The sequence below is a fragment of the Methanocella paludicola SANAE genome (assembly GCF_000011005.1).
In the GTDB taxonomy this organism is placed as follows: Archaea; Halobacteriota; Methanocellia; order Methanocellales; family Methanocellaceae; genus Methanocella; species Methanocella paludicola.
Map to the genome: position 1 here is coordinate 2,363,604 of NC_013665.1, position 20,026 is coordinate 2,383,629.

The 20,026-nt window shown below is 55.4% G+C and carries 23 protein-coding genes; 15 read left to right on the forward strand and 8 right to left on the reverse strand.

Features of this window, described 5'->3' with window-relative positions; translation table 11 throughout:
* Positions 1-57: 57 nt before the first annotated feature.
* Positions 58-990: a formate/nitrite transporter family protein gene (locus tag MCP_RS12185; RefSeq protein WP_012901154.1), complete on the reverse strand. Its 933-nt coding sequence runs from the start codon at positions 988-990 to the stop codon at positions 58-60.
* Between the two features lie 605 nt (positions 991-1,595).
* Between MCP_RS12185 and frhA the strand changes: the two genes are divergently transcribed.
* From frhA to frhB, 4 genes are all read left to right on the forward strand, one after another.
* The gene (gene frhA / locus MCP_RS12190; protein WP_012901155.1) at positions 1,596-2,843 is read left to right on the forward strand and encodes a coenzyme F420 hydrogenase subunit alpha; all 1,248 of its coding nucleotides are present in this window, start codon (positions 1,596-1,598) and stop codon (positions 2,841-2,843) included.
* Positions 2,840-3,358 (forward strand): coenzyme F420-reducing hydrogenase, FrhD protein, encoded by a 519-nt coding sequence (frhD, locus tag MCP_RS12195; protein ID WP_012901156.1) that lies wholly within the window; start codon positions 2,840-2,842, stop codon positions 3,356-3,358. Before frhA ends, frhD begins: the two co-directional genes overlap by 4 nt.
* A gap of 94 nt (positions 3,359-3,452) precedes the next feature.
* A complete protein-coding gene (gene frhG, locus MCP_RS12200) occupies positions 3,453-4,151 on the forward strand; it encodes a coenzyme F420 hydrogenase subunit gamma (RefSeq protein WP_012901157.1) in 699 nt (232 codons plus the stop codon).
* Between the two features lie 13 nt (positions 4,152-4,164).
* On the forward strand, positions 4,165-5,043 hold the full coding sequence (gene frhB, locus MCP_RS12205) for a coenzyme F420 hydrogenase subunit beta (RefSeq protein WP_012901158.1): 879 nt from the start codon (positions 4,165-4,167) through the stop codon (positions 5,041-5,043).
* 304 nt (positions 5,044-5,347) lie between these two features.
* Here frhB and MCP_RS12210 read toward each other — a convergent pair whose 3' ends face one another.
* Both MCP_RS12210 and MCP_RS12215 read right to left on the reverse strand, forming a co-directional pair.
* Positions 5,348-5,695 (reverse strand): NifB/NifX family molybdenum-iron cluster-binding protein, encoded by a 348-nt coding sequence (locus tag MCP_RS12210; RefSeq protein WP_012901159.1) that lies wholly within the window; start codon positions 5,693-5,695, stop codon positions 5,348-5,350.
* Position 5,696: 1 nt separating this feature from the next.
* Positions 5,697-6,074, reverse strand: coding sequence for a NifB/NifX family molybdenum-iron cluster-binding protein (locus MCP_RS12215; RefSeq protein WP_012901160.1), 378 nt, complete (start codon positions 6,072-6,074; stop codon positions 5,697-5,699).
* 78 nt (positions 6,075-6,152) lie between these two features.
* Here MCP_RS12215 and MCP_RS12220 point away from each other — a divergent pair, with 78 nt between their 5' ends.
* Positions 6,153-6,446, forward strand: coding sequence for a hypothetical protein (locus tag MCP_RS12220; protein WP_128860064.1), 294 nt, complete (start codon positions 6,153-6,155; stop codon positions 6,444-6,446).
* Positions 6,447-6,494: 48 nt separating this feature from the next.
* Positions 6,495-7,781 (forward strand): UDP-glucose dehydrogenase family protein, encoded by a 1,287-nt coding sequence (locus MCP_RS12225; RefSeq protein WP_012901162.1) that lies wholly within the window; start codon positions 6,495-6,497, stop codon positions 7,779-7,781.
* 4 nt (positions 7,782-7,785) lie between these two features.
* Here the strand turns inward: MCP_RS12225 and MCP_RS12230 are convergent, their stop codons facing one another.
* Both MCP_RS12230 and MCP_RS12235 read right to left on the reverse strand, forming a co-directional pair.
* Positions 7,786-8,337 (reverse strand): DUF488 domain-containing protein, encoded by a 552-nt coding sequence (locus tag MCP_RS12230; protein WP_012901163.1) that lies wholly within the window; start codon positions 8,335-8,337, stop codon positions 7,786-7,788.
* Positions 8,334-9,245, reverse strand: coding sequence for a DNA-3-methyladenine glycosylase family protein (locus MCP_RS12235; protein ID WP_012901164.1), 912 nt, complete (start codon positions 9,243-9,245; stop codon positions 8,334-8,336). Before MCP_RS12235 ends, MCP_RS12230 begins: the two co-directional genes overlap by 4 nt.
* A gap of 116 nt (positions 9,246-9,361) precedes the next feature.
* Here MCP_RS12235 and MCP_RS12240 point away from each other — a divergent pair, with 116 nt between their 5' ends.
* Positions 9,362-9,961 carry a LysE family transporter gene (locus MCP_RS12240; RefSeq protein WP_012901165.1) on the forward strand — a complete coding sequence of 200 codons (600 nt, stop codon included), beginning with the start codon at positions 9,362-9,364 and terminating at the stop codon, positions 9,959-9,961.
* 7 nt (positions 9,962-9,968) lie between these two features.
* Here the strand turns inward: MCP_RS12240 and MCP_RS12245 are convergent, their stop codons facing one another.
* Positions 9,969-10,823, reverse strand: coding sequence for a ribose-phosphate diphosphokinase (locus MCP_RS12245; RefSeq protein ID WP_012901166.1), 855 nt, complete (start codon positions 10,821-10,823; stop codon positions 9,969-9,971).
* A gap of 531 nt (positions 10,824-11,354) precedes the next feature.
* Between MCP_RS12245 and MCP_RS12250 the strand changes: the two genes are divergently transcribed.
* Positions 11,355-12,164, forward strand: coding sequence for a molybdopterin synthase (locus MCP_RS12250; protein ID WP_012901167.1), 810 nt, complete (start codon positions 11,355-11,357; stop codon positions 12,162-12,164).
* A 9-nt stretch (positions 12,165-12,173) separates the two neighbouring features.
* On the forward strand, positions 12,174-13,511 hold the full coding sequence (glmM, locus tag MCP_RS12255; protein ID WP_012901168.1) for a phosphoglucosamine mutase: 1,338 nt from the start codon (positions 12,174-12,176) through the stop codon (positions 13,509-13,511).
* Positions 13,512-13,572: 61 nt separating this feature from the next.
* Here glmM and eif1A read toward each other — a convergent pair whose 3' ends face one another.
* Both eif1A and MCP_RS12265 read right to left on the reverse strand, forming a co-directional pair.
* On the reverse strand, positions 13,573-13,845 hold the full coding sequence (gene eif1A, locus MCP_RS12260) for a translation initiation factor eIF-1A (RefSeq protein WP_012901169.1): 273 nt from the start codon (positions 13,843-13,845) through the stop codon (positions 13,573-13,575).
* Between the two features lie 83 nt (positions 13,846-13,928).
* Positions 13,929-14,879: a tyrosine--tRNA ligase gene (locus tag MCP_RS12265; RefSeq protein ID WP_012901170.1), complete on the reverse strand. Its 951-nt coding sequence runs from the start codon at positions 14,877-14,879 to the stop codon at positions 13,929-13,931.
* Between the two features lie 118 nt (positions 14,880-14,997).
* Here MCP_RS12265 and MCP_RS12270 point away from each other — a divergent pair, with 118 nt between their 5' ends.
* The 6 genes from MCP_RS12270 (at position 14,998) to MCP_RS12290 (ending at position 19,494) form a co-directional block, all read left to right on the forward strand.
* On the forward strand, positions 14,998-15,606 hold the full coding sequence (locus MCP_RS12270) for a hypothetical protein (protein WP_012901171.1): 609 nt from the start codon (positions 14,998-15,000) through the stop codon (positions 15,604-15,606).
* Positions 15,607-15,741: 135 nt separating this feature from the next.
* Entirely contained in the window at positions 15,742-15,870 is a 129-nt protein-coding gene (locus tag MCP_RS16195) for a hypothetical protein (protein WP_269445986.1), read from the forward strand.
* 66 nt (positions 15,871-15,936) lie between these two features.
* Positions 15,937-16,566: a hypothetical protein gene (locus MCP_RS12275; protein WP_012901172.1), complete on the forward strand. Its 630-nt coding sequence runs from the start codon at positions 15,937-15,939 to the stop codon at positions 16,564-16,566.
* 73 nt (positions 16,567-16,639) lie between these two features.
* Complete coding sequence (locus MCP_RS12280; protein WP_012901173.1) at positions 16,640-17,344, forward strand: glycerophosphodiester phosphodiesterase; 705 nt, start codon at positions 16,640-16,642, stop codon at positions 17,342-17,344.
* A gap of 81 nt (positions 17,345-17,425) precedes the next feature.
* Complete coding sequence (purB, locus tag MCP_RS12285) at positions 17,426-18,763, forward strand: adenylosuccinate lyase (RefSeq protein WP_012901174.1); 1,338 nt, start codon at positions 17,426-17,428, stop codon at positions 18,761-18,763.
* 11 nt (positions 18,764-18,774) lie between these two features.
* Positions 18,775-19,494 (forward strand): glycosyltransferase family 2 protein, encoded by a 720-nt coding sequence (locus MCP_RS12290; RefSeq protein WP_012901175.1) that lies wholly within the window; start codon positions 18,775-18,777, stop codon positions 19,492-19,494.
* Positions 19,495-20,026 lie beyond the last annotated feature (532 nt).

The window sequence follows — 20,026 nt, forward strand, 5'->3', positions numbered from 1 at the left end:
GGGCTAAAAAAGTAAACCCCCTGTTGATTGTATATTAATTGCTTAATATATGTTCGTTTACTTCGATGCCGGAGCAGCCTTCGCGGGTTCGCCGACCTTGACCTTGACGAGCGGGCTCCTGAGGTAGACCCACCAGTAGATCAGGCTTACGAATATTGCGCCGCCCACGATGTTGCCCAGCGTGACCGGTACCAGGTTGCCGATGAGGAAGTTCATCCAGCCCTGGGTTCCCATGAGGTTGCTGGTCATAGCAGGCGTAAGGCCGGCCTTCGCGACGATGGTCGGGTCGTTGGCGACGAATAAGCCCAGCGGGATGAAGAACATGTTAGCAACGCTGTGCTCGAAGCCGATGGTAACGAAAGCCATGATCGGGAACCAGCACGAGAAGATCTTGCCGATTACATCGTCCGCGCTCAGCGCCAGCCAGACGGCAAGGCAAACGAGCCAGTTACAACCGATGCCTCGCAGGAACGCTGTCACGAAGTCCAGGCCGCATTTCGCGTTGGCGATGTTAGAGGTCGCCCATACTGCCCACGGTGCAGTGTTAAAGAGCCCGGTCTTGTATGCCAAGAAATAAGCGACAAAAATACTTCCGATAAAGTTACCGATATATACAACGATCCAGTTGATCGCGAGCCCTGTCCACGATCCTTCTTTATTCAATATTCCTATAGGTAAGAACATGCAGTTCCCGGTGAAGAGTTCCGAGCCTGCGATGACGACTAGCATCAGGCCCACAGGGAACACCGCACCAGCAGCGAACTTCACGAGACCGCCCGGCAGGGCGAGCTTCGATATGGAACCGTCAGCCAATGTGATGGTACCATTCGAGAGACCTCCTGCGACGACCTCAGCTAATAGAGCTCCGAAGGCGATGTATGCGCCCGCCAGGAAGCCTAAGAGCAATAGCTTGTCTACCCATATACTACATTTTGTACATCCGGCCGTTGAAGCCGCCTTACAAATGTCTAAGGGTGCTTTTAATGCCATATTCAATCCTCCATTCAAATGTCAGGCCGGCGCCGCACGCCACATTATGCCACATGCGTTGCGGTGTTCCCGGAACTGACCTTAAAAAAAGATTATATTTTTCTGTTGTTCATCCTATATTAAGATTGCCCATGAGCGATACTAAATTTTAAAAAAAGCGATTTTTAGGCCCTTTTAGCCTATTTTCCGCCCCGGCTAACAAAATATGCCGTATATTGCGTGTTATAAAGGGTTTTACGGCTATTTATATGTTACCGGTATCAGTGGTAATAAAGAGTAATCTTTTGATTAAATATAAAAAGGTTACTGGAATATCAGCTTTAAAGTAAAATAAGTTAATTATTATTGATGATATTTTTGCACTTTTTTAATTGACATGGGTTGCATCTACGATTCCTGGATCTCATGAATAATTTATGCGCATGCGCAACCAAATAAATTAAACGATTGATAAAAAAGCGATATTAAAGCTTTAAAACCGTTAAAATTATAAAATATAATTATTGATGTATATAATATAATTAATATATTAGTACAGATTTTAGAAATCAGCCAGAAACGTTATATATTGTCGCATCTGAAAAAGATAGCTAGAGGCGGTATATTTGAGTCAAGTAGTAGTATCACCGACAACTCGACATGAAGGACACTCAAAACTCGTCCTTGAAGTTGATGACAGCGGGATCGTGACCCAGGGTAACTACCTGAGCATAACGCCCGTCAGAGGATTTGAAAAGTTTATTACGGGAAAGCCAATGGAGTTCGCCCCCGTCGCGTCGTCCAGGTTCTGCGGCATCTGCCCCATAACCCACTCGACCGCGTCCGTGGAGTGCATTGAGAGAGCTCTCGGCATCATCCCGCCAAAGGACGGCCTTGTCATAAGGCAATTAGCGAACATGGGCAACAAGCTGCACAGCCACCCGCTCCACCAGCTGCTCATCCTGCCGGACTTCGTCAAGGACCCGAACGCGTCGCTCGCGGCGACCGTCCGCATCCAGAAGATGAGGAAGATCGGCCAGGGCATCGTCGACATCACCGGAGGAGAGGCAATCCACGCCCCGAACTTCCGGATCGGCGGCATGCAGAAGAACATGTCTGAAGCGGCAAAGCGCAAGATCATCGAGATGCTGAACCAGTACGAGCCCATCATGAAGGAGCACGTCGACTTCATGGTAAACACGCTCAAGGGTAACACCGAAGTGCCTAAGAAGCTGGGCGTCCACGACCGTGAGCTCATGGCCACGGACCTCAACTATGGTAACTCCGATCTCTTCGAGACCGAGTACTTCTACAGGTTCAGCGAGATCACCCCCAAGTCCTACTACCCCGGAGATATCGGCATGGAGGCATGTACCAGCGTGCCGATGATCGGCGGCAGGACCGTCGAAGGCGGCCCGAGGGCCCGCATGATGCGGTTCAAGAGCTTCGGCGCAAAGGACTGCGGCGACTTCGACCCCAGAGGCGCGATGGCGATCAACATCGCCAGGGCGATGGAGATCCCAATAGCGCTCGCGAGGGCACGTGAACTGATCCAGCAGCTGGACACCACCAAGGAGACCTTAAAGAAGCCACCCGAGTCGGGCGGCGACGGCAAGACGCTGGGCGTCGGCGCCAACGAGGCACCGAGAGGAGTGAACGTCCACACCGCGAAGGTCAAGGATGGCAAGATCACTTACTACAATTGCCTGGTCGCAACGACCTGGAACATCCCGACCATCGGAAAAGCCACTGAAGGACAGCACTACAAGTGGGCAGAGTACGTCGTCAGGGCATACGACCCGTGCGTCTCGTGCGCTACCCACATGATCGTCGTCGACGAGGAGGGCAAGCTCGTAGACGAGGCCATGATATGATCCTTGAGGCGGAAACCCTCGTAGTTGGCTGTGGAAACGTACTATTCCAGGACGACGGCTTCGGGCCGCGAGTAGCCCAGGAAATGTCAAAGTTAGAATTACCGCCTGGCATAAGGGTAATAGATGGAGGCACGGGAGCACCCCACCTCATCTTTACCCTGCTCGACGAGACCTGCAAGAAGCTGATCATACTGGACTGTATTAGCTGGGGAGCGAAACCCGGAACGCTCAGAAAGTTTTCCGTGGACGAGCTGCCCAAGGGAAAATTCATCGATGCCCACAACTGGACCCTTAGCGAGCCGTTACATGCTCTGAAGGATAAGGTCAGCATCGTGGTCATCGGCTGCCAGCCGGCGAAGGTTTCTGAACCGGACATCGTATGGGAGCTCACCCCAGAGGTGGAGCGCGCGGTGCCGGAAGCCATTAAGATGGTACTAACAGAACTAGGGATCGATTATGGGAATAATGGACAGTCTGAGGAGCATGTTCGGGGGAAAGCCGAAGGCGGCGCCTGAGGTAAAGCCTGAGGCAAAGCCCGTGCCGAAAGCTCCGGAAGTAAAAGCTCCAGAAGTGAAGAAGGAAGTTGCACCAAAGAAGGAGGAAGTAAAAGTGACTAAGCCAAAAGTTGCATACGTTCATTTAAGCGGCTGCACGGGATGTCTGGTATCTCTCGCGGACACCTATGAAAAGCTGCTTGATATCCTGGGCGCGGTGGACATGGTCTACAACCTGACCCTTGCCGACGCCAGGACCTTGCCCGAGGGTAAGGTCGACATAGCGATCGTCGAAGGAGGCGTCTGTCTCCAGGACGAGGAAAGCGTACACCTGATCAAGGAGACCAGGGAGAAGGCCGGACTAGTTGTCGCGTACGGCGGCTGCTCCGCGACCGGCAACGTGCTGAACTTCAGCCGTGGCGGCCAGTGGAACCAGCCCCAGCACGAGTCGTTCGTGCCCATCAACCGGCTCATCAAGGTCGACGCGTACATACCCGGCTGCCCGCCTGCTCCGGAAGTTATTTATAACTTCTGCATAGCGGCAGTGACCGGCGACACCGAATACCTCAAGCCGTTCATGGCCAACGAGGCCGGCGGCTACCACTGCGGCTGCGACCTGAACACCCGGGTCATCGAGAACTCGCTGTGCATGGGCTGTGGCACCTGCGCCGCCTCGTGCCCGACCAGGGCTATCGAGATGGTCTACGGAAGGCCGAGCTTCAACAACATCCGCTGCATCAAGTGCGGCGCCTGCTCGTTCGCCTGCCCGAGGACTTTCCTGCCGGTGAACAAGATCAAGACCCTGCTGGTGTGAGGAGGTAACAACAATGTCATTCGGAACTTACAAGGAAGTCATGGCCCTCAAGGCCAAGGACGGAAAGATCGGCGGCGTCGCCCAGGATGGCGGCGTCGTGACCACGCTGCTCTGCTACGCGCTCGAGAAGGGCGTCATCGACGGCGCCCTCGTCGCCGGCAAGAGCGAGACCCCCTGGATGCCTAAGCCCACCATCGCGACGACCAAGGAAGAGATCATCGCGGCGGCAGGCACCAAGTACACCATCAGCCCGGTCGTGTCCACCATCAAGGACGCAGCCCGCGAGTACGGCCTCGAGAAGATCGCGGTCGTCGGCACCCCGTGCCAGATCTACGCGGTCCAGAAGATGAGGCTGTACGGCGTCGGCGCGAGACACATCCCCGACAAGGTAGCCATGACCGTAGGCATCTTCTGTACGGAGAACTTCTCTTATGCCGGCCTCAGGACCGTTATCGAGGACCACTGCAAAGTGCCCATCGAATCGGTCACCAAGATGGAGATCGGCAAGGGCAAGTTCTGGGTCAAGGGAGCCAAGGACGTGTCCATTCCCATCAAGGAGACCCACAAGTACGAGCAGGACGGCTGCCACGTTTGCTCCGACCTGACCGCCGAGTTCGCGGACATCTCCACGGGCTCTATCGGCACTCCCGACGGCTGGTCCACCACCTTCGCCCGCTCGACCAGGGGTAAGGACCTCCTGAGCAAGGCCATCGCAGACGGCCTGTTCGAGAAGAAGTCCATGGACGAGTTCAAGTCCGCTCCGGACGCCAAGATCAAGAGCGGCCTCGACCTCCTGGGCAACCTGGAAAAGGGCAAGAAGGACAAGGCAAAGAAGCATTTCGACGAGCGCAAGGCTCTCGGCCTCTTCGTAACCCCGGAAATCCTGTACTAAGCGTCAGAAGCAAGCCTCCGGGCTTGCCTCTTAATTTTTTTTTGTAAAAATGTTTTTTTCAAATTATCATAAGATAAATGAAAAGATTTATGCTATGTTACTCAGTGACATATTGTTGTCGTTTAATTAGACCTGACACCCCGGCCGGCGGTTTAGTAGTAGCGCCGCAGGCCAGAAGAGACGACATGACTTGAAGATCATATACTTATCCGACCCAAGTATATCGCCTCTAAGGGTAACCGGATGGGACATATGATGTGTGGCAGGATGCCTGAGGGGGGCCGATGATGGCATCCTATTCAACTTATTCTTCTAAGGTGCGTACCTCGGTCAGCATTCCCGCCTTGTAATCCTCGAATGTCTGCTCCAGGTCGCCTATTGCGCCCCGGTATATGCGTAATCCGGCATCCAGGAGCTCCTTGATCATGTGGGGCCCGATGCCGCCGGCCAGCACTATGTTCACGCCCTGCTCTGCAAGAAGAGCGGCGGGAGTCTTATGCGCCTTCAATTCCGGGCTGTCGGAGACGAACTCCATCTTCACGATATTGTCGCCTTCTACGTCCAGTATCGCGAAGTGCTCGCTCATGCCGAAGTGATCGTTCACTTCTGATGCCATGCCGTTGGGCGATATGACGGGGATGCCGAATCTCATGCTAACAGCACTCGCAGGACCCGTCCTTCTTGCAGTCGGAGCTTTCCGTCAGCCTGCCGTCGCTGTACTGCCCTATGGCATCCCTGACGGTGCCCGATGCCCCGAGGAAGATCCGGATGTTGTTGCCGACGAGCGCCAGCCGCTCCTTCTCCGGTATCTTGTGGACGATGGCGGCCTGTACGCCCCTGCCGGCCAGCACGAAGGCGATGGCGCCCTTAACGCCCCTGGCCTCGTCGGGCACAGCGTTGGGCATGGCCTCGAGATGCGTTATCTTATTACCATCAGCTTCCGCTAGCAGGAAGAACTTACATTTCGAATAATTTTCCGCGACCTGTGAGTTGAGCCCTTTTTCATCATTGGTGGGGATGGCGACCTTCATATGTATCGATATGGCTTGCTTCGGATAAAAGCTTTCAGCATCATAAATTATATGTGTGGGTTGGGACATTCTCGCTTTGTGGCCTATAACATCGTCATCACGAAGCCCTGCACCGATGCCCCGGGGCGTTTCATCGCCGAGTCCTCGTTCGGGCGCCGGTTCGACATGGCCAGGCTTTGCGCTTTTGTTAAGTCCGCCGAGGGAGGCAAGTGCTCAGAGAGCCTGGGAGTCGCCAGGTTCGACTTTAAGGACAGGACCCTTATCTTATACAGGAGCGGCCGCATCGACCTGAGGAAGATCGTTGACGAGGGCGACGCCCGGGTTGCCATGGCCGAGCTGGAATCGGTGCTCTCCGGCGCCTTCGAGCAATAGCCATAGCAAATTATTTGACAGTTCAGCGCACTGGAGGTTATGATTTTCATGAGGATCAGCATCATTGGGACCGGCTACGTAGGCACGGTCACCGGCGCGTGTTTCGCCAGCCTGGGCAACGACGTCATCTGTGTGGACGTCGACGCCAGGCGTGTCGAGTCCATGAACGCGGGCGTTCCGCCCATCTACGAAGAGGGCCTGGAAGAGCTGTTAAAGGCCCATGCCGGTAAAAACCTGAGGGCGACCCTGGACTACGACGATGCCATCGCCCACTCCGATATTTCTTTCATCTGCGTCCCTACGCCGACCGACGAGGGCGGTAAGATCGACCTGCGCTTCGTCAGGGAGGCAAGCAGGAGCATCGGGCAGCGCCTGAAGAATAAGTCTTCTTATCATGTGGTCGTCGTAAAGAGCACCGTTGTGCCGCAGACCACCCAGTCCGTCGCCACTCCCATCCTGGAGGAAGCATCGGGAAAGAAGGCCGGCGTCGATTTCGGCGTGGGCATGAATCCCGAATTCTTAAGGGAAGGCAAAGCCGTTCATGACTTCATGCACCCGGACCGCATCGTCATCGGGGGCGACGACCCGAAGGCGCAGGCCGTCATAAAAAGCCTGTATAAAGGCTATAAGTGCCCGATCCTGGAGGTCGACACGAAGACGGCCGAGATGATCAAGTACGTGTCGAACGCTTTTCTCGCAACGAAGATCTCGTTCTCCAACGAGGTCGGCAACATCTGTAAGCGCCTCGGGATCGATACCTACAAGGTGATGGAGGGCGTTGGCCTGGATGCCCGCATATCGCCCTTCTTCCTCAACTCGGGCCTTGGGTTCGGCGGGAGCTGCTTCCCCAAGGATGTAAAGGCGCTCATCGGTAAAGCTGCGGATGTGGACTATGAGCCTCAATTGTTAAAGACCGTACTCCTGGTGAACGACCATCAGCCTCAGATGCTCCTGAAGCTGTTAAAGATACACGTACCCGACTTGAAGGATAAGCGTATTGCCGTGCTAGGCCTGGCGTTCAAGAACGATACGGACGACATCCGGGAATCCCGCGCCATACCTGTCATCGGGTCTCTGCTCGCTGAGGGCGCACAGGTGGTCGCATACGACCCCATGGCATCGAGGCATATGAAGAAGGTATACCCTAACATCGAGTACGTTAAAACGGCCGACGAGGCCCTTATGGATGCGGATGCATGCATCGTCGCCACAGAGTGGGCCGAGTTCAAGAAGCTCGACAGCTTCGGGAACATGAGGAGACCTGTTGTGATCGACGGCCGCAAGATGATCGACCCGAAGGGCAAGAACATCATCTACGAGGGCATCTGCTGGTAGTCCCCTATTCTTTTTCTACAACGATATCGTTCTCGGGCGGCCCGGGATACGTGACCTTAGTACCGTCTACCTTCGCCCACGGCGTAAGCCGGTGAGGTTTACTGGACCTCTCGCTCAGGATATCTTCCACGTTAACATTCCGAGCCAGCAGGGCATCGCCTATCAAAGACCTGTGGCATCGCCATGGCACGGCTTCCGCGCACATGATGGCTACCCGTTTTTCCTTTCCAGTATCGATCAGCCGGTCTATCGCCCGGGCGAACCCGGGGGTCTGCATGTGATCGGCATAGCCGCGAAATGACGCGTTCTTCCACGCAGTGTTGACGGAGGTTTTCGTCGTATGCCGCAGCCCGCCAAGCTCTTTCATCCAGGCATATCCGATGCCATGCCTGCTTAACTCTACCCGTAGAGCTTCTTCGTTGAACTGGGGGTTATGGCGAGACCCCGGGATCGTGCGTATATCGACGACCTCCTCGATCCCGTACGCCTTAAGCATTCGGATGAATTCTTCGATCGGATAGGCCGAATGGCCTATCGTGTAAATCGTTTCCGTCATATGATACCGTTCAATTGTAATTTATTAAGCAATAAATGGAAGTATACGAGCCCTTCATATGGATGCCATCGCGAGGTTAATTCTTTGATCTCTCCATAGCCGGGCTTATGGTCCAGGTGAAACAGCCTCTGGAGATTATTCCGGGCACCAATGTCATCGGCTGGAAATGAGTCGAGCCTTCCCAGGCCACGCAAGAGCACGTATTCAGCTGACCAGCGCCCGATCCCCCGGAGTGTTGATAGATATTTTATTGCTTCCTGATCGGACATCCGGTAAACCCTTTCAAGGCTTGCATTGCCGCTTGCGATGGCCGCAGCCAGCTCTTTAATGGCTCTAGCCTTCTGGTAGCTGAAACCAAGCTTTTTTATTTCTTCTACCGGGATACTTGCCAGGCCTTCCGGCGCCGGGAACGCAGCCTCGTCATCGAACGCCCGGCCATATCTCTCCGCCAGCCGGTCAAGCAGGATGATACCGACGTCCAGGCTCACTTGCTGGCAGGCGATCGCGTTAAGTAGCGCCTCGAAGATGGTGGGAAAACGGGGCGGCTTAACACCGCAGAACTGCCGGACCAGCCCGCCGATGACAACGTCGTTCTTCGTAAGCGCATAAAATGGGCGCAGGTCTAAGTCAAGCCCCAGCATCTCTTTTACGAGTCGGATCATAGGCTCCCTTGCCCGATCAGCGCTCTCCTTGTCACCCTCTAAGGACATGCTCAGTTCGGGAGCCTTCTCGGGACTATCCTGGACGATGGATATCCTGACAGGGGCGTTTTTAAAGAGTAAGATGCGCGTGTATCGACGACCATCCCACCGGTCGATAATATTGCTCTTCCTCCTGCGGAGCGCCCAAACGGTCAAATCCAGTCGGAACGGGAAAGCGGCGGGGAGCGGAATATTCAGGCGGGCCATATTTCCATCTCGTGCAAGTAAAAACATGCTCTTTCACTTGTTAAATCGTCGTGACTAAAAATTCGGAAGCCGGGCCTAGCATAAATTATTTCTTATCGGCGGCTTTGTGAGGTACGATGTTCGACGTGTACCACCTGGCCTCCGGCATTCTCATCGGGCTCTCGCTGGCCGTGCCCCCGGGCCCGGTCAATGCGGTCATCGCCGCGGAGTCCGTTAAGAAGTCCTACGTCAACGGCATCAAGGTGGGGCTGGGCGCGCTGACGGCGGACGCCACGTTCCTGGTCATAGCGCTCATCGGCGTGGCCGTCCTGTTCGACAACGATGCCGTGAAGATGGTCGTATCGCTGGTCGGAGGGCTGATCCTCGCCTACATGGCGCTCGGGATACTGAAAGACTTCAGGAGCCCCCTCAAAGAGAGCGGAAAGAAGGACATCAAGAATTATTATTTGACGGGCGTGGCCATAGGCTTCACGAACCCGGCGGCCATCCTGTGGTGGATCACTGCCGGCGCGGTCCTGATCGCCAGCACGGACATCGCCGGCATCGCGGGCTTCTTCATCGGCGTGATCCTCTGGGTCACCTCGTTCTCGATGGCGCTGCATTATGCAAAGTCTAAGGCCCGGTGGATCTATCCCGCGGTCACCCTCGGGAGCGGGCTAGTGCTGCTGTTCTTCGGCGTGATGCTGGTCTATAACGGCCTGCAGCTCATAATATAATAAGGGGCTACTTTCGGATCGCGTCGGCGATGACCGGGGCCACGCTCACCTTGCTGATGGCCTTTTCGAGCGTATCGGTCGCCAGGATGTCCCGGACGCCGGCATCGTGCAATTTTAAGTAAGCGTTCTGTACGAAGACCCCGTGAACGCAGGCCACGTACACGTCCCGGACACCCTGTGCCTTCAGGAGCTTGATGGCCTCGGCGATAGTGCCGCCGGTGCTGATGATGTCGTCCATGATCACGACATCCCTGCCCGTGATGTCCAGGTTCTTGGCGGCGATCCTTACCTCTTCGCCCGAGAGCCGGGTCTTCTCGAGGTAATCGTAGTGCAGGCCCCTGGGCTCCGCCGCGGACCTGACCAGGTGAAGGGCGCCGTCGTCGGGAGCGAGAATGGTCGTGTCCTTTAGCTCCATGCCGTCGATATAGTTGCCCAATTCGGGGGCGGCGTTAAGGTCTACCGCCGGGCATGGGAAATATTTCAAAACGGAGCGGTCGTGGATGTTTATCGTAAATACACGGTCGGCCTTGACGCATTTGGCCAGCGCCCTGGCCGTGATGGGCTCGCCGGGCTTGAAGCGCTTGTCCTGCCTCGCATACCCGAAGTACGGCGTGACCACGGTAACGCTTTTCGCCTCATCGCATGCGTCGATCAGCTCTAAAAGATAGATCAGGTCAGAGGCATGGTAGGTGCTCTGGATGATGACGATGTCCTGGCCCTTGATATCGCCCGTCGCCCGACAATACACTTCCCCGTCCGGGAACAGCTTATATTCCGTCAGGTCGACCGGAACTTTCAGGAGCGATGCCACCCGCGTCGCCAGAAGCTGGGACGCCGGCCCCGCCACGATCCTAATACCCATGATAAGTCCTCTGTTCTGCCTTAATCGCTTTTACGGCGCTGATGCATTATAAATGTATGGTGGACAATGTTACCATGCGAATATTCTTTGCAGATGCCTTGGAATCGCCTTATGTGAAAAGCTTTAGTTTTAAGTCACTGAGCTTACAGAGCCACTATTTCCACCACAATGGCACGGAGTTCACGAAGGCTCACAAAGCTTTTTTTATAATTTGAGGCACAGAGGTCACAAAGCCCGGTTCATTGGCGATAGGGCACAAAGGATACAATGGCACAACGAATGAACATGCGAACACTTTTTGCCATCGTGTCATTGTCCCCTTCGTGCCTCTTAACCCAAAAAGCCTGCTCTGTGGCCTTAGTGACCCGCATATAAAAAAGACTTTGTGAAACTCCGTGCGCTTCGTGCCATTGTGGTGAAAATAGTGCCTCTGTACGCTTAGTGCCTCGAGCGGTAATATGCGATTGTGATAATGATACGAAACCATTAACAGAAGATTTAATGAGTATCCGCGCTATATTTTAAGCCGATATGAAGGTCATTTCCATCGTCGGCTACCATAAGTCGGGTAAGACTACGCTTGTTGAGCGCCTTGTGGGAGAGCTCGCTAAGCAGGGGGCGGTCGGGACAGTCAAGCACACCCGGGAGGAGATATTACCGCTCTCGGGAGATACGGAGCGCCACCTGAACGCCGGCGCATCGGTCACCATCGGCGTCACGGCGACGAGGAGCGTTGAGATCGTCCGGCAGGTCGACGTGGAAAAAGCTGTTGAAAGGCTTGCGGACCAGGGCATGGACTTTGCCGTGGTAGAGGGGTTCAAGCAGAGCGCTCTGCCCAAGATAGCCGTCGGCGATGTAGAGGCTAAAAACGTGGTGGCACGGGTGGACATCAACGTCCCGGCCAAAGAGCTGGTAAAGATCGTAATGGAACAGCCCGAGTACGTGACGCTGGACAGCCTTATAGCAAAGATCAAGCGAAGCCCCGGGTACAGGGAGGCAGGCGCCATCGGCACATTCACGGGCGTCGTCCGCGAGATGGCCGATAATGAGAGGACGGAAGCCCTGGAATTCGAAAGCTTCGATGCCGTCGCACAAGAGCGCATAAAGGCCATCGAGGACGATCTAAAAAAGAGAGAGGGCATTTTAGACGTCATCATATATCATAAGACCGGCCGCATCGAGGCAGGCCAGGACATCGTTTTTATCGTGATATTATCGGGACACAGGCAGGAACTATTCCCCGCCCTAAAAGATGCAATAGAGCGGGTCAAGGCGGAAGTGCCCATATGGAAGAAAGAAAAGACCGTATCCGGCGATTACTGGGTACACGATATTCACTGAGGTAGTGTTATGGGATTATTCGGGACGAATGGCGTTAGAGGCATAGCGAATGTGGAATTGACGACCGAGATGGCGATGAACTTAGCGAAGGGTTTCGGCACGTTCAGGCCGGGCACCATTGCCGTGGGGCGGGATACGAGGGAGTCGGGAGAGATGATCAAAGCCTCGGTCATCGCCGGGCTCTTATCGACGGGCTGTAAGGTCGTAGACCTTGGCATCGCCCCCATCCCGGCGGTCCAGAACTACGTGAAGCAGTGTAAGCTGGACGGCGGCATCATGGTCACGGCCTCGCATAACCCTCCCGAGTATAACGGCATCAAGGGCATCGCGAAGGACGGCACCGAATATTCCCACGAGGACGAGGCCGTCGTCGAGAAGCTTTATTATTCTCACGCGTTCGCCAGGGCGCAGTGGAGCCAGACCGGGGGCCTGAGCTACGCCGACCCGAAGCCCCTCTACATCGACGGGATCGTCTCTACAGTGGACGCGGAAGCCATCGGGAATAAGAAGTTCAAGGTAGTTGCGGACCCCGGCAGTGGCGCTGCCAGCCTGACCACGCCCTTCCTCCTGAGAAAGCTGGGCTGTAAGGTCGTCACCCTCAACGCCCAGGTGGACGGAACGTTCCCGGGCAGGAACCCGGAGCCCACGGGCAACGAGATCAACGACCTGAAGGCGGCCGTCGTCTCGGCCGGCGCAGACCTGGGAGTGGCCCACGACTGCGACGCCGACAGGGCCGTATTTGTGGATGAGAAGGGCAGGTTCGTCAACGAGGACGTCCTGCTCGCCATCATGACGGAGCACATCCTGAAAAAGAGCCCCGGCGCCACCATCGTCACGCCGGTCAGCTCTTCCTCGCTTATCCAGGACATCGCCGATAAGTACGACGCGAAGGTCATCTGGACCCAGGTGGGCAGCATCTACGTGGCCCGGACCATGATGGCCACCGGCGCCGTGTTCGGGGGAGAAGGCAACGGAGGGCTCATTTTCCCGAAATTCCAGTACTGCCGGGACGGCGGCATGTCCGCTGCGTCGATGCTCGAGATGCTGGCGCACACGGGCAAGAAATTATCGGAGATCATCGACTCGATGCCCGCCTACCACAGCGTCAAGGACAAGATCAAGTGCAAGGACAAGGAGGCCGTCATCCAGGCGATCGAGGCCTACACGAAGGGCGAGAACGTCGATAATACCGATGGCCTTAAAATTTATAGGCCGGAAGGCTGGGTACTCATCCGGATGTCCGGCACGGAGCCGATCATCAGGGTTTTCGCCGAGTCGAGGAGCGCGGAAGGGGCCAAAAAGCTTGCCGACTATGGCGTGGGCCTGGTAAATCAATTCAACAAATAAAAAGTTAAAGCCGGGGCATAACGCCCCATCCGTTTTCAGGTGATAAACAGTTTTAAGAGGATTACAAAAACCCTTTACGTTCCAGCCAGTTAACCTGCGGGCCGGTATACCGCCAGACCACGTCGGCCTTCTCGTCCTGGAACTCCCAGGGGATGACGATGACCACGTCGTTCTCGCGGATCCAGATGCGCTTCTTCATCTTCCCCGGGATCCGGCACATTCTCGTCACGCCGTCGACGCACCTGACAACAACGCGGTTGGCGCCGAGCATACTGGTCACGGTGCCTAACATCTCTCTTTCCTTTTTATTGGGTACTCGTACCCTGGTGACCATCTCGCCCTCTTCTCCAGGGCGGCCACCCCTGTTATCCGGGATACTCAGTCTATCACCTTCAATGCATACGCAGACGGATGATATTATACTTTCTTTCTTACAGGCTCTAAGATCATATTCATATACTTAGCGGCCGCCTTTTTCAGGTCCATCGGGTGGACCTTCTTCTCGGCGAACGCGCTCTTCAGGGCCTCGAAGCTGGAGAAATCCATGTTCCCGCCGTGCTTCTCGGGCCGCTCGATCGTTATGGCCGGATACCTCATGAAGATGTGGTACTTGAACAGGTCCAGCACCGGGTTATTCTCGACGACGCCGATGGGGCAGAATGCCTTATCGATCTTCTTAGTGACGCTCTCGGCGGGCTCGTCGACGCTGATATTGTTCCCCTTGCTGGAGGACATCTTAGTCCCGTCCAGCCCCAGCAGTATGGGCGTATGCAGACACACGGGGCTCTTAAAGCCCATGGTGGGGAGCTGCTCCCGGGCGATCATGTGGATCTTCCTCTGGTCGATGCCGCCCGCGGCCACGTCTACGTCCAGCGTAGCGATGTCCATCGACTGCATCAGCGGGTAGATCATCTGCGAGACGTGCGGGTCCTCGGCGTCCCTCGACACCTCGTCCATGCTGCGCTTCGCTCGGTTCAGCGTCGTGTCGCAGGCCATGCGGAGCACGTTCATCTCGTACTCCGGGGATAGCTGGTACGATGAGCCCAGGACGAACCGGGTGTTCTCCTCGCTCAGCCCCAGCGCAATGAAGCACCGCTTGTTATATTCGGCGATCTTCTCGATCTCCGCCATCGTGCCCTTGCGGTTAAGATAAGCATGAAGGTCGGCTAACAGCACGGTCACTTTAAAACCGGCGTTCTGGCAGTCGATCAGCTTGTTGACCGTGATCATGTGGCCGAGATGAACGTTGCCGCTTGGCTCGTAGCCCACATAGACCGACGGGTGCGCCTTCTCCTCTAGAAGCTTCTTCAGCTCATCCATGGTCACTACCTCTTCGACGTTTCTCGTGACCAGCTCTAACCTATCCATTTTGAGACACCACTGCCCTAATAGATGCCCGGTTGTATATATTATTTCTGTTTTCCGGCAGGCGGGACAACATCTACTTTATTAATGGCCGGCACATTCTTTACATGAGGTCCGTCCGATGATAAATGAAGAGAAACCCGGCTTAATGAACATGCTCTGGAAGTATAAGTTCATAATTGCGCTCGCAGCGACAGCGGCCATACTGGCGGCGACGACGTATTATTACTACGACCAGTCGAACGACCGGGCTGCTGACCTGAGCCTTAAGAACACGGAGCTGGACGGCCTCGGCGCTAAATATCTGAACCTTTCTAACGAGCACACGGCGCTCATCATAAGCAACAACAACCTCACGGAGCGGTACAATAACCTGAGCGACATGTACAATGGCCTTTCCTCGAACGAGTCGTCCCTGAGGTCGGATTATAACAGCCTTAGATCCAGCGTCGACGGCTTCCAGGAAAACGGCCCCCGGATAGCCCTCTCCTATAACACGTACCTTTCGGGAAGCGGCGACGGCCAGAAGCGCTACCTCGTGACCAACGCCTATAACGTCGGTGACAACAAGGCGTCCCGGGTCACCATCAAGTGCCGCATAATCTTCGACGGCCAGCCGAACCTCAACGAGCAGACCTTTACGAACGTGGCGCCGCTGGACAAGAGGAACTACACGTGGGAGCTCTCCCCGCTGGCGCAGATAGAATCGGTGTGGGTCGAGTACAACTAAAGTCGGTACTCCTGAAGTTCACGGATCGTGAGAGAAGCTTTATTTTAGCCCCCGCCAGACTACGCTAATTAAGGCACATGGAGGCGAAGTGATGGCGGGTAAAGGTAACATAAAATTACCATAAAAGGCGAGATCGTGAACGCCGACAACACGACGAGCGTCAGCGAGCAGACCTTCACCGACGTGGAAGCCCTCGACAAGAGGCACGTGAAATGGGAGTATTCGACGTCCGTGCGGCTCAACAACGTCTGGTATGAGACCTAGAACGGATAAGCACTAACCTTTTATATTATATGCCGATAATAATCATGTACTAAAGGGGATGGTTGTTTGAGTAATGGAAGGTCACTTGGTAGTGGCGGCTTTAAACCTAACGGCTCATTGTCGAACATTATTGTCGTTGTCCTGGTCGTCGTAGTGCTGATATTATGTGCGGGCGTTTTCCTGATGTATAACAACGAGAAGGGCGCCAACAACGACGCAGCGGCCGCAAAGCAGGCGTTCGGCGCCTTGAACGATTCGTATAACGACCTTTCGGGCAAGTACACGGCCCTCGTCGCCAACAACGCGGACCTGAAAGAGCGGTTTGATCAGCTCGAGACGAAGTACGATAACGTCTCGACGGATTACGCTTCCCTGAAGAACCAGAGCGACACGATGACCGTCAAGGTCGGGGAGTTCCTCGAGAGCGAGCCGACGGTGGCGTATAACTACCGCATAACATCGAGCCTGGGCGCGAACAATACCTCGGACATGAAATTGACCGTGAACGTCTTTAACGTGGGCAATTCTGACGTGAGCAGCGTCCTGGTGAAGGTCACGATCCAGTCGCTGGCGGATAATTCCACGGGCGAGCTCGTCAGGACCATCTCGTCGATACCGTCGCTGTCCAGCCGCAGCATCGACTTTACGCTGGATAACTCCACGAGAGTCCAGAGCGTGTGGGTGAACATCAACTAAGATCCTTCACCCGCTTTTCTTTTACGGCATTATTTTAGTGAAAATCTATAAGCGCGAGAGTAGAGCCTTTTTCATGTACCAGATCGTCGGCCATCGCGGAGCCCCGCGGCAGGCGCCCGAGAACACCATGCTGTCATTCAAGCGTGCCATCGACATCGGCGTGGACTGGATCGAGTTCGACCTCCGCAAGACGAAGGACGGCGTGCTCGTGGTCATCCATGATGAAAAAGTGGACCGGACGACGAACGGCGAAGGGATGATCCGGGACATGACCTTAGAGGGGCTTCAGGGCCTGGACGCTGGCGACGGGCAGCGGATCCCATCATTAGCTGAGGTAATCGCGCTGGCGAAAGGCCGCGTCGGCATGGACATGGAGATCAAGGAGGCGGGCACCGAGGAGGACGTGGTCGATGCCATCCTGAGAAGCGATATCAAGTCTAGCTGCATGGTCTCGTCGTTTATTCTTGATTCCGTCAAGCTCGTAAAGGAAATGGACTCTGGGATTACGACGGCCGCCATCATGGATAAGATGCCCGACGACCCCCGGCACTGCCTGGATATGCTTTCCGGCATGCGGGCGGACGCCGTCATGCTCAGTAAGAAGATCGCGACGCCCCCATTCGTGGGACAGATACGCCGCCAGGGCCTGAAGGTCGGCATATGGAACGCCGACACGCTGGATGAGATCGAGAAGTTTGCCGCTATGGACCCTTATTATTTATGCAGCAATTACCCTGAGAGACTTGTCGAGTTCCGGCAGGTACACGCCGTCATATGACGTGAAAGGGATATTATTTTAAAGGCGACATCTATAGGTATTTCGAGGCTAATTCGTATACGATTAATGGACTGATACGCGATGGCGATACATCCCATAGAGTTCCGGTACGGCACGCCCGAGATGAAGGCCGTGTGGACCGAGGAATCGAAATTACTGAAGCTGCTCATGGTGGAGGCGGCGCTGGCGAAGGCGGAGGCCGAGGTGGGCCTTGTCTCGAGGAGCGATGCGGAGACCATCGCCTCGTGCATGAATAAGGTCAATGTAGAGAGGGTCAGGCAGATCGAGGACGAGATAAGCCACGATATGATGGCGGTTGTGCTCGCCTACGCGGAGCAGTGCGGCGAGGCCGGCAAGTGGATCCACTACGGGGCCACTTCAAACGATATTCTGGATACCGGGCTGGCGCTGCAGCTTAAGGACGCCATGGAGATCATCGACGATAAGCTGGAGAAGCTTAAGCAGGCGCTTTTAAAGAAGGCGGACGAGACGAAGACGCTGGTAACGGCGGGTCGTACGCATGGCCAGCTTGCTGTGCCCACGACCTACGGGCTGAGGTTTGCCATATGGGCCATGGAGGTCGCAAGGCACCAGGAACGCCTGAGACAGATGAAGCCCCGCGTGGCCGTAGGCCAGATGAGCGGCGCCGTGGGGACGCAGGCGGCCTTCGGAAAGGACGGCATCCGCATCAAGGAGCTTACGATGAGGGAGCTCGGCATACCCGCCGTCACAGTATCGAGCCAAATCATCCAGAGGGACAGGCATGCTGAATACATGGAGTTCCTGGCGCTGGTGGCCAGCACTCTGGATAAGATCTGCCTGGAGATCAGGCTCATGCAGCGGAGCGAGATCGGCGAGCTCGCGGAGGGCTTCGGCAAGAAGCAGGTCGGCTCGTCGACGATGCCCCATAAAAGGAATCCCATCAATTCGGAGCAGGTATGCGGACTGGCACGGGTCGTTCGGGCCTACGTGGAGCCAGCCCTGGAGAATAACGCCCTGTGGGACGAGAGGGACCTCACGAACTCGTCCTGTGAGCGTGTCATAATCCCCGAGGCGTCCATTTTGCTGGACCACATCCTGAGGAAGACCATCAACGTGATCAGCGGCCTGACGTTCTACCCGGAGAACATCAAGCGCAACCTCAACGTGCTCAAGGGCGTGCAGATGAGCGAGGCCGTCATGATAGCGCTGGCGAACCGCGGGTTCGGGCGCCAGAAGGCCCACGAGATCGTCCGGAGCGCGTCCATGAAGGCGTTCGAGCACAATATGCCCTTCAGGCAGGCCCTCATGGAAGACACTGAGATCTCCGGCAAGCTGACGCCCGCCGAGATCGACGAGATCACCGACCCGGCGAAGTACATCGGAACGGCCATGGAGCAGGTCGAGGAAGTTTTAAGGAAAGAAGGCTACGTACATTAATAAGCTGTACTATGAGCGATTTCCTGCTGATGCTCCCCACGCTGAACGAGGAAGAGGCGCTGGGAGCGCTCGCCCCCGAGATCCCGAAGTGGATGGACGTTCTGGTAGTGGACGGCGGCTCCACCGATAAGACAAAAGAGGTCGCCGAAAGTCTCGGCTACGGCTTTTTACCCCAGAAGTTCGGCAAGGGGAAAGGCTGCGGCGTCAGGTCTGCCATGGAGTACTTCCTGGGTAAGGAGTACTTGTATATGGGCATGATCGACGCCGACTATACGAATCCGCCGTCGGAGATCAGCCGCATGTTCGACGCGATGAAGGCCGGCGGCCACGATATGGTGCTGGGCGCCAGGGACCGTAAGGTGCAGCATGACATGCTTGGGTGGTTCTCACTTTTTATTAATTCGTCCACGTCCGGCCTGACTTCCTTCGCTTACCGGATGGACCTGCCCGACATCCAGACCAGCTACTGGCTGTTTAGCCGTAAGTCCGTCGAGACCCTCTATCCTTACCTGGTCGCCCGGGGCTTTGAGATCGAGTACGACATGGTCTATAATGCCTGGAAGGCGGGCCTCCGCATCGGGACCGTCCCCGTGACGATCCGGGGGCGGCTCGGGGAGACGAAGTTCACGAACTACCTGCGGCTGAAGCAGATCTACCACGGGCTGCGTTATGTGGGTAAGAGCCTGTATGTGATAGCGACCGGTCAGAGATCGAATGGCCGCCGCCCGTAGCTTATTCTTATCATTTAAACGCTGTTTTGTTTGGTCGGTATCACGAACCTCTCCAAAGGAATTAAAGCACGAATTTTTCTTTAAGATTTTTCTCACGAAGCCTCGAATGCTCTAGCTCACCGTCAACGCACGAACTCTCTAATCCACAGGGCAGTGCTCTAAGCCTCTAACGCGCTAACCCGAAAAGAATGCTCTAAGGCTCTAAAACACGTTTGAAACGCTAAAAGGTGGAGCACGAACACACGAAGGCACGGCTAAACCGCCAATGCCACAAAACACCCAAAATGCGGGGGAACGACCGGGCTCTTAGAGTGTTCGTGCTCCACTGTTTAGCGTTTCAAACGTGTATTCGAGCTTTAGAGACTTCTTTTCGGGTTTGGGGCTTCGGGCGTTCGTGCAATGCCCAGAGTATTAGAGAGTTCGGGCGTTGACGGTGTTTTAGAGATTTAAGTTTTAGTGAGTAAAATCTTAAAGAAAGATTTGTGGTTTAATTCCTTTGGAGAGGTTCGTGATACCGACCAAACAAATCAAC

Coding starts and splice junctions, on each gene's coding strand:
- frhD (WP_012901156.1), top strand. CDS start 2,840: ATGATCCTTGAGGCGGAAACCCTCGTAGTTGGCTGTGGAAACGTACTA.
- MCP_RS12215 (WP_012901160.1), bottom strand. CDS start 6,074: ATGAAGGTCGCCATCCCCACCAATGATGAAAAAGGGCTCAACTCACAG.
- MCP_RS12210 (WP_012901159.1), bottom strand. CDS start 5,695: ATGAGATTCGGCATCCCCGTCATATCGCCCAACGGCATGGCATCAGAA.
- MCP_RS12235 (WP_012901164.1), bottom strand. CDS start 9,245: ATGGCCCGCCTGAATATTCCGCTCCCCGCCGCTTTCCCGTTCCGACTG.
- MCP_RS12245 (WP_012901166.1), bottom strand. CDS start 10,823: ATGGGTATTAGGATCGTGGCGGGGCCGGCGTCCCAGCTTCTGGCGACG.
- MCP_RS12290 (WP_012901175.1), top strand. CDS start 18,775: ATGAGCGATTTCCTGCTGATGCTCCCCACGCTGAACGAGGAAGAGGCG.
- purB (WP_012901174.1), top strand. CDS start 17,426: ATGGCGATACATCCCATAGAGTTCCGGTACGGCACGCCCGAGATGAAG.
- MCP_RS12230 (WP_012901163.1), bottom strand. CDS start 8,337: ATGACGGAAACGATTTACACGATAGGCCATTCGGCCTATCCGATCGAA.
- MCP_RS12280 (WP_012901173.1), top strand. CDS start 16,640: ATGTACCAGATCGTCGGCCATCGCGGAGCCCCGCGGCAGGCGCCCGAG.
- MCP_RS12250 (WP_012901167.1), top strand. CDS start 11,355: ATGAAGGTCATTTCCATCGTCGGCTACCATAAGTCGGGTAAGACTACG.
- MCP_RS12270 (WP_012901171.1), top strand. CDS start 14,998: ATGATAAATGAAGAGAAACCCGGCTTAATGAACATGCTCTGGAAGTAT.
- MCP_RS12240 (WP_012901165.1), top strand. CDS start 9,362: ATGTTCGACGTGTACCACCTGGCCTCCGGCATTCTCATCGGGCTCTCG.
- glmM (WP_012901168.1), top strand. CDS start 12,174: ATGGGATTATTCGGGACGAATGGCGTTAGAGGCATAGCGAATGTGGAA.
- MCP_RS12225 (WP_012901162.1), top strand. CDS start 6,495: ATGAGGATCAGCATCATTGGGACCGGCTACGTAGGCACGGTCACCGGC.
- frhB (WP_012901158.1), top strand. CDS start 4,165: ATGTCATTCGGAACTTACAAGGAAGTCATGGCCCTCAAGGCCAAGGAC.
- MCP_RS12265 (WP_012901170.1), bottom strand. CDS start 14,879: ATGGATAGGTTAGAGCTGGTCACGAGAAACGTCGAAGAGGTAGTGACC.
- MCP_RS12185 (WP_012901154.1), bottom strand. CDS start 990: ATGGCATTAAAAGCACCCTTAGACATTTGTAAGGCGGCTTCAACGGCC.
- eif1A (WP_012901169.1), bottom strand. CDS start 13,845: ATGGTCACCAGGGTACGAGTACCCAATAAAAAGGAAAGAGAGATGTTA.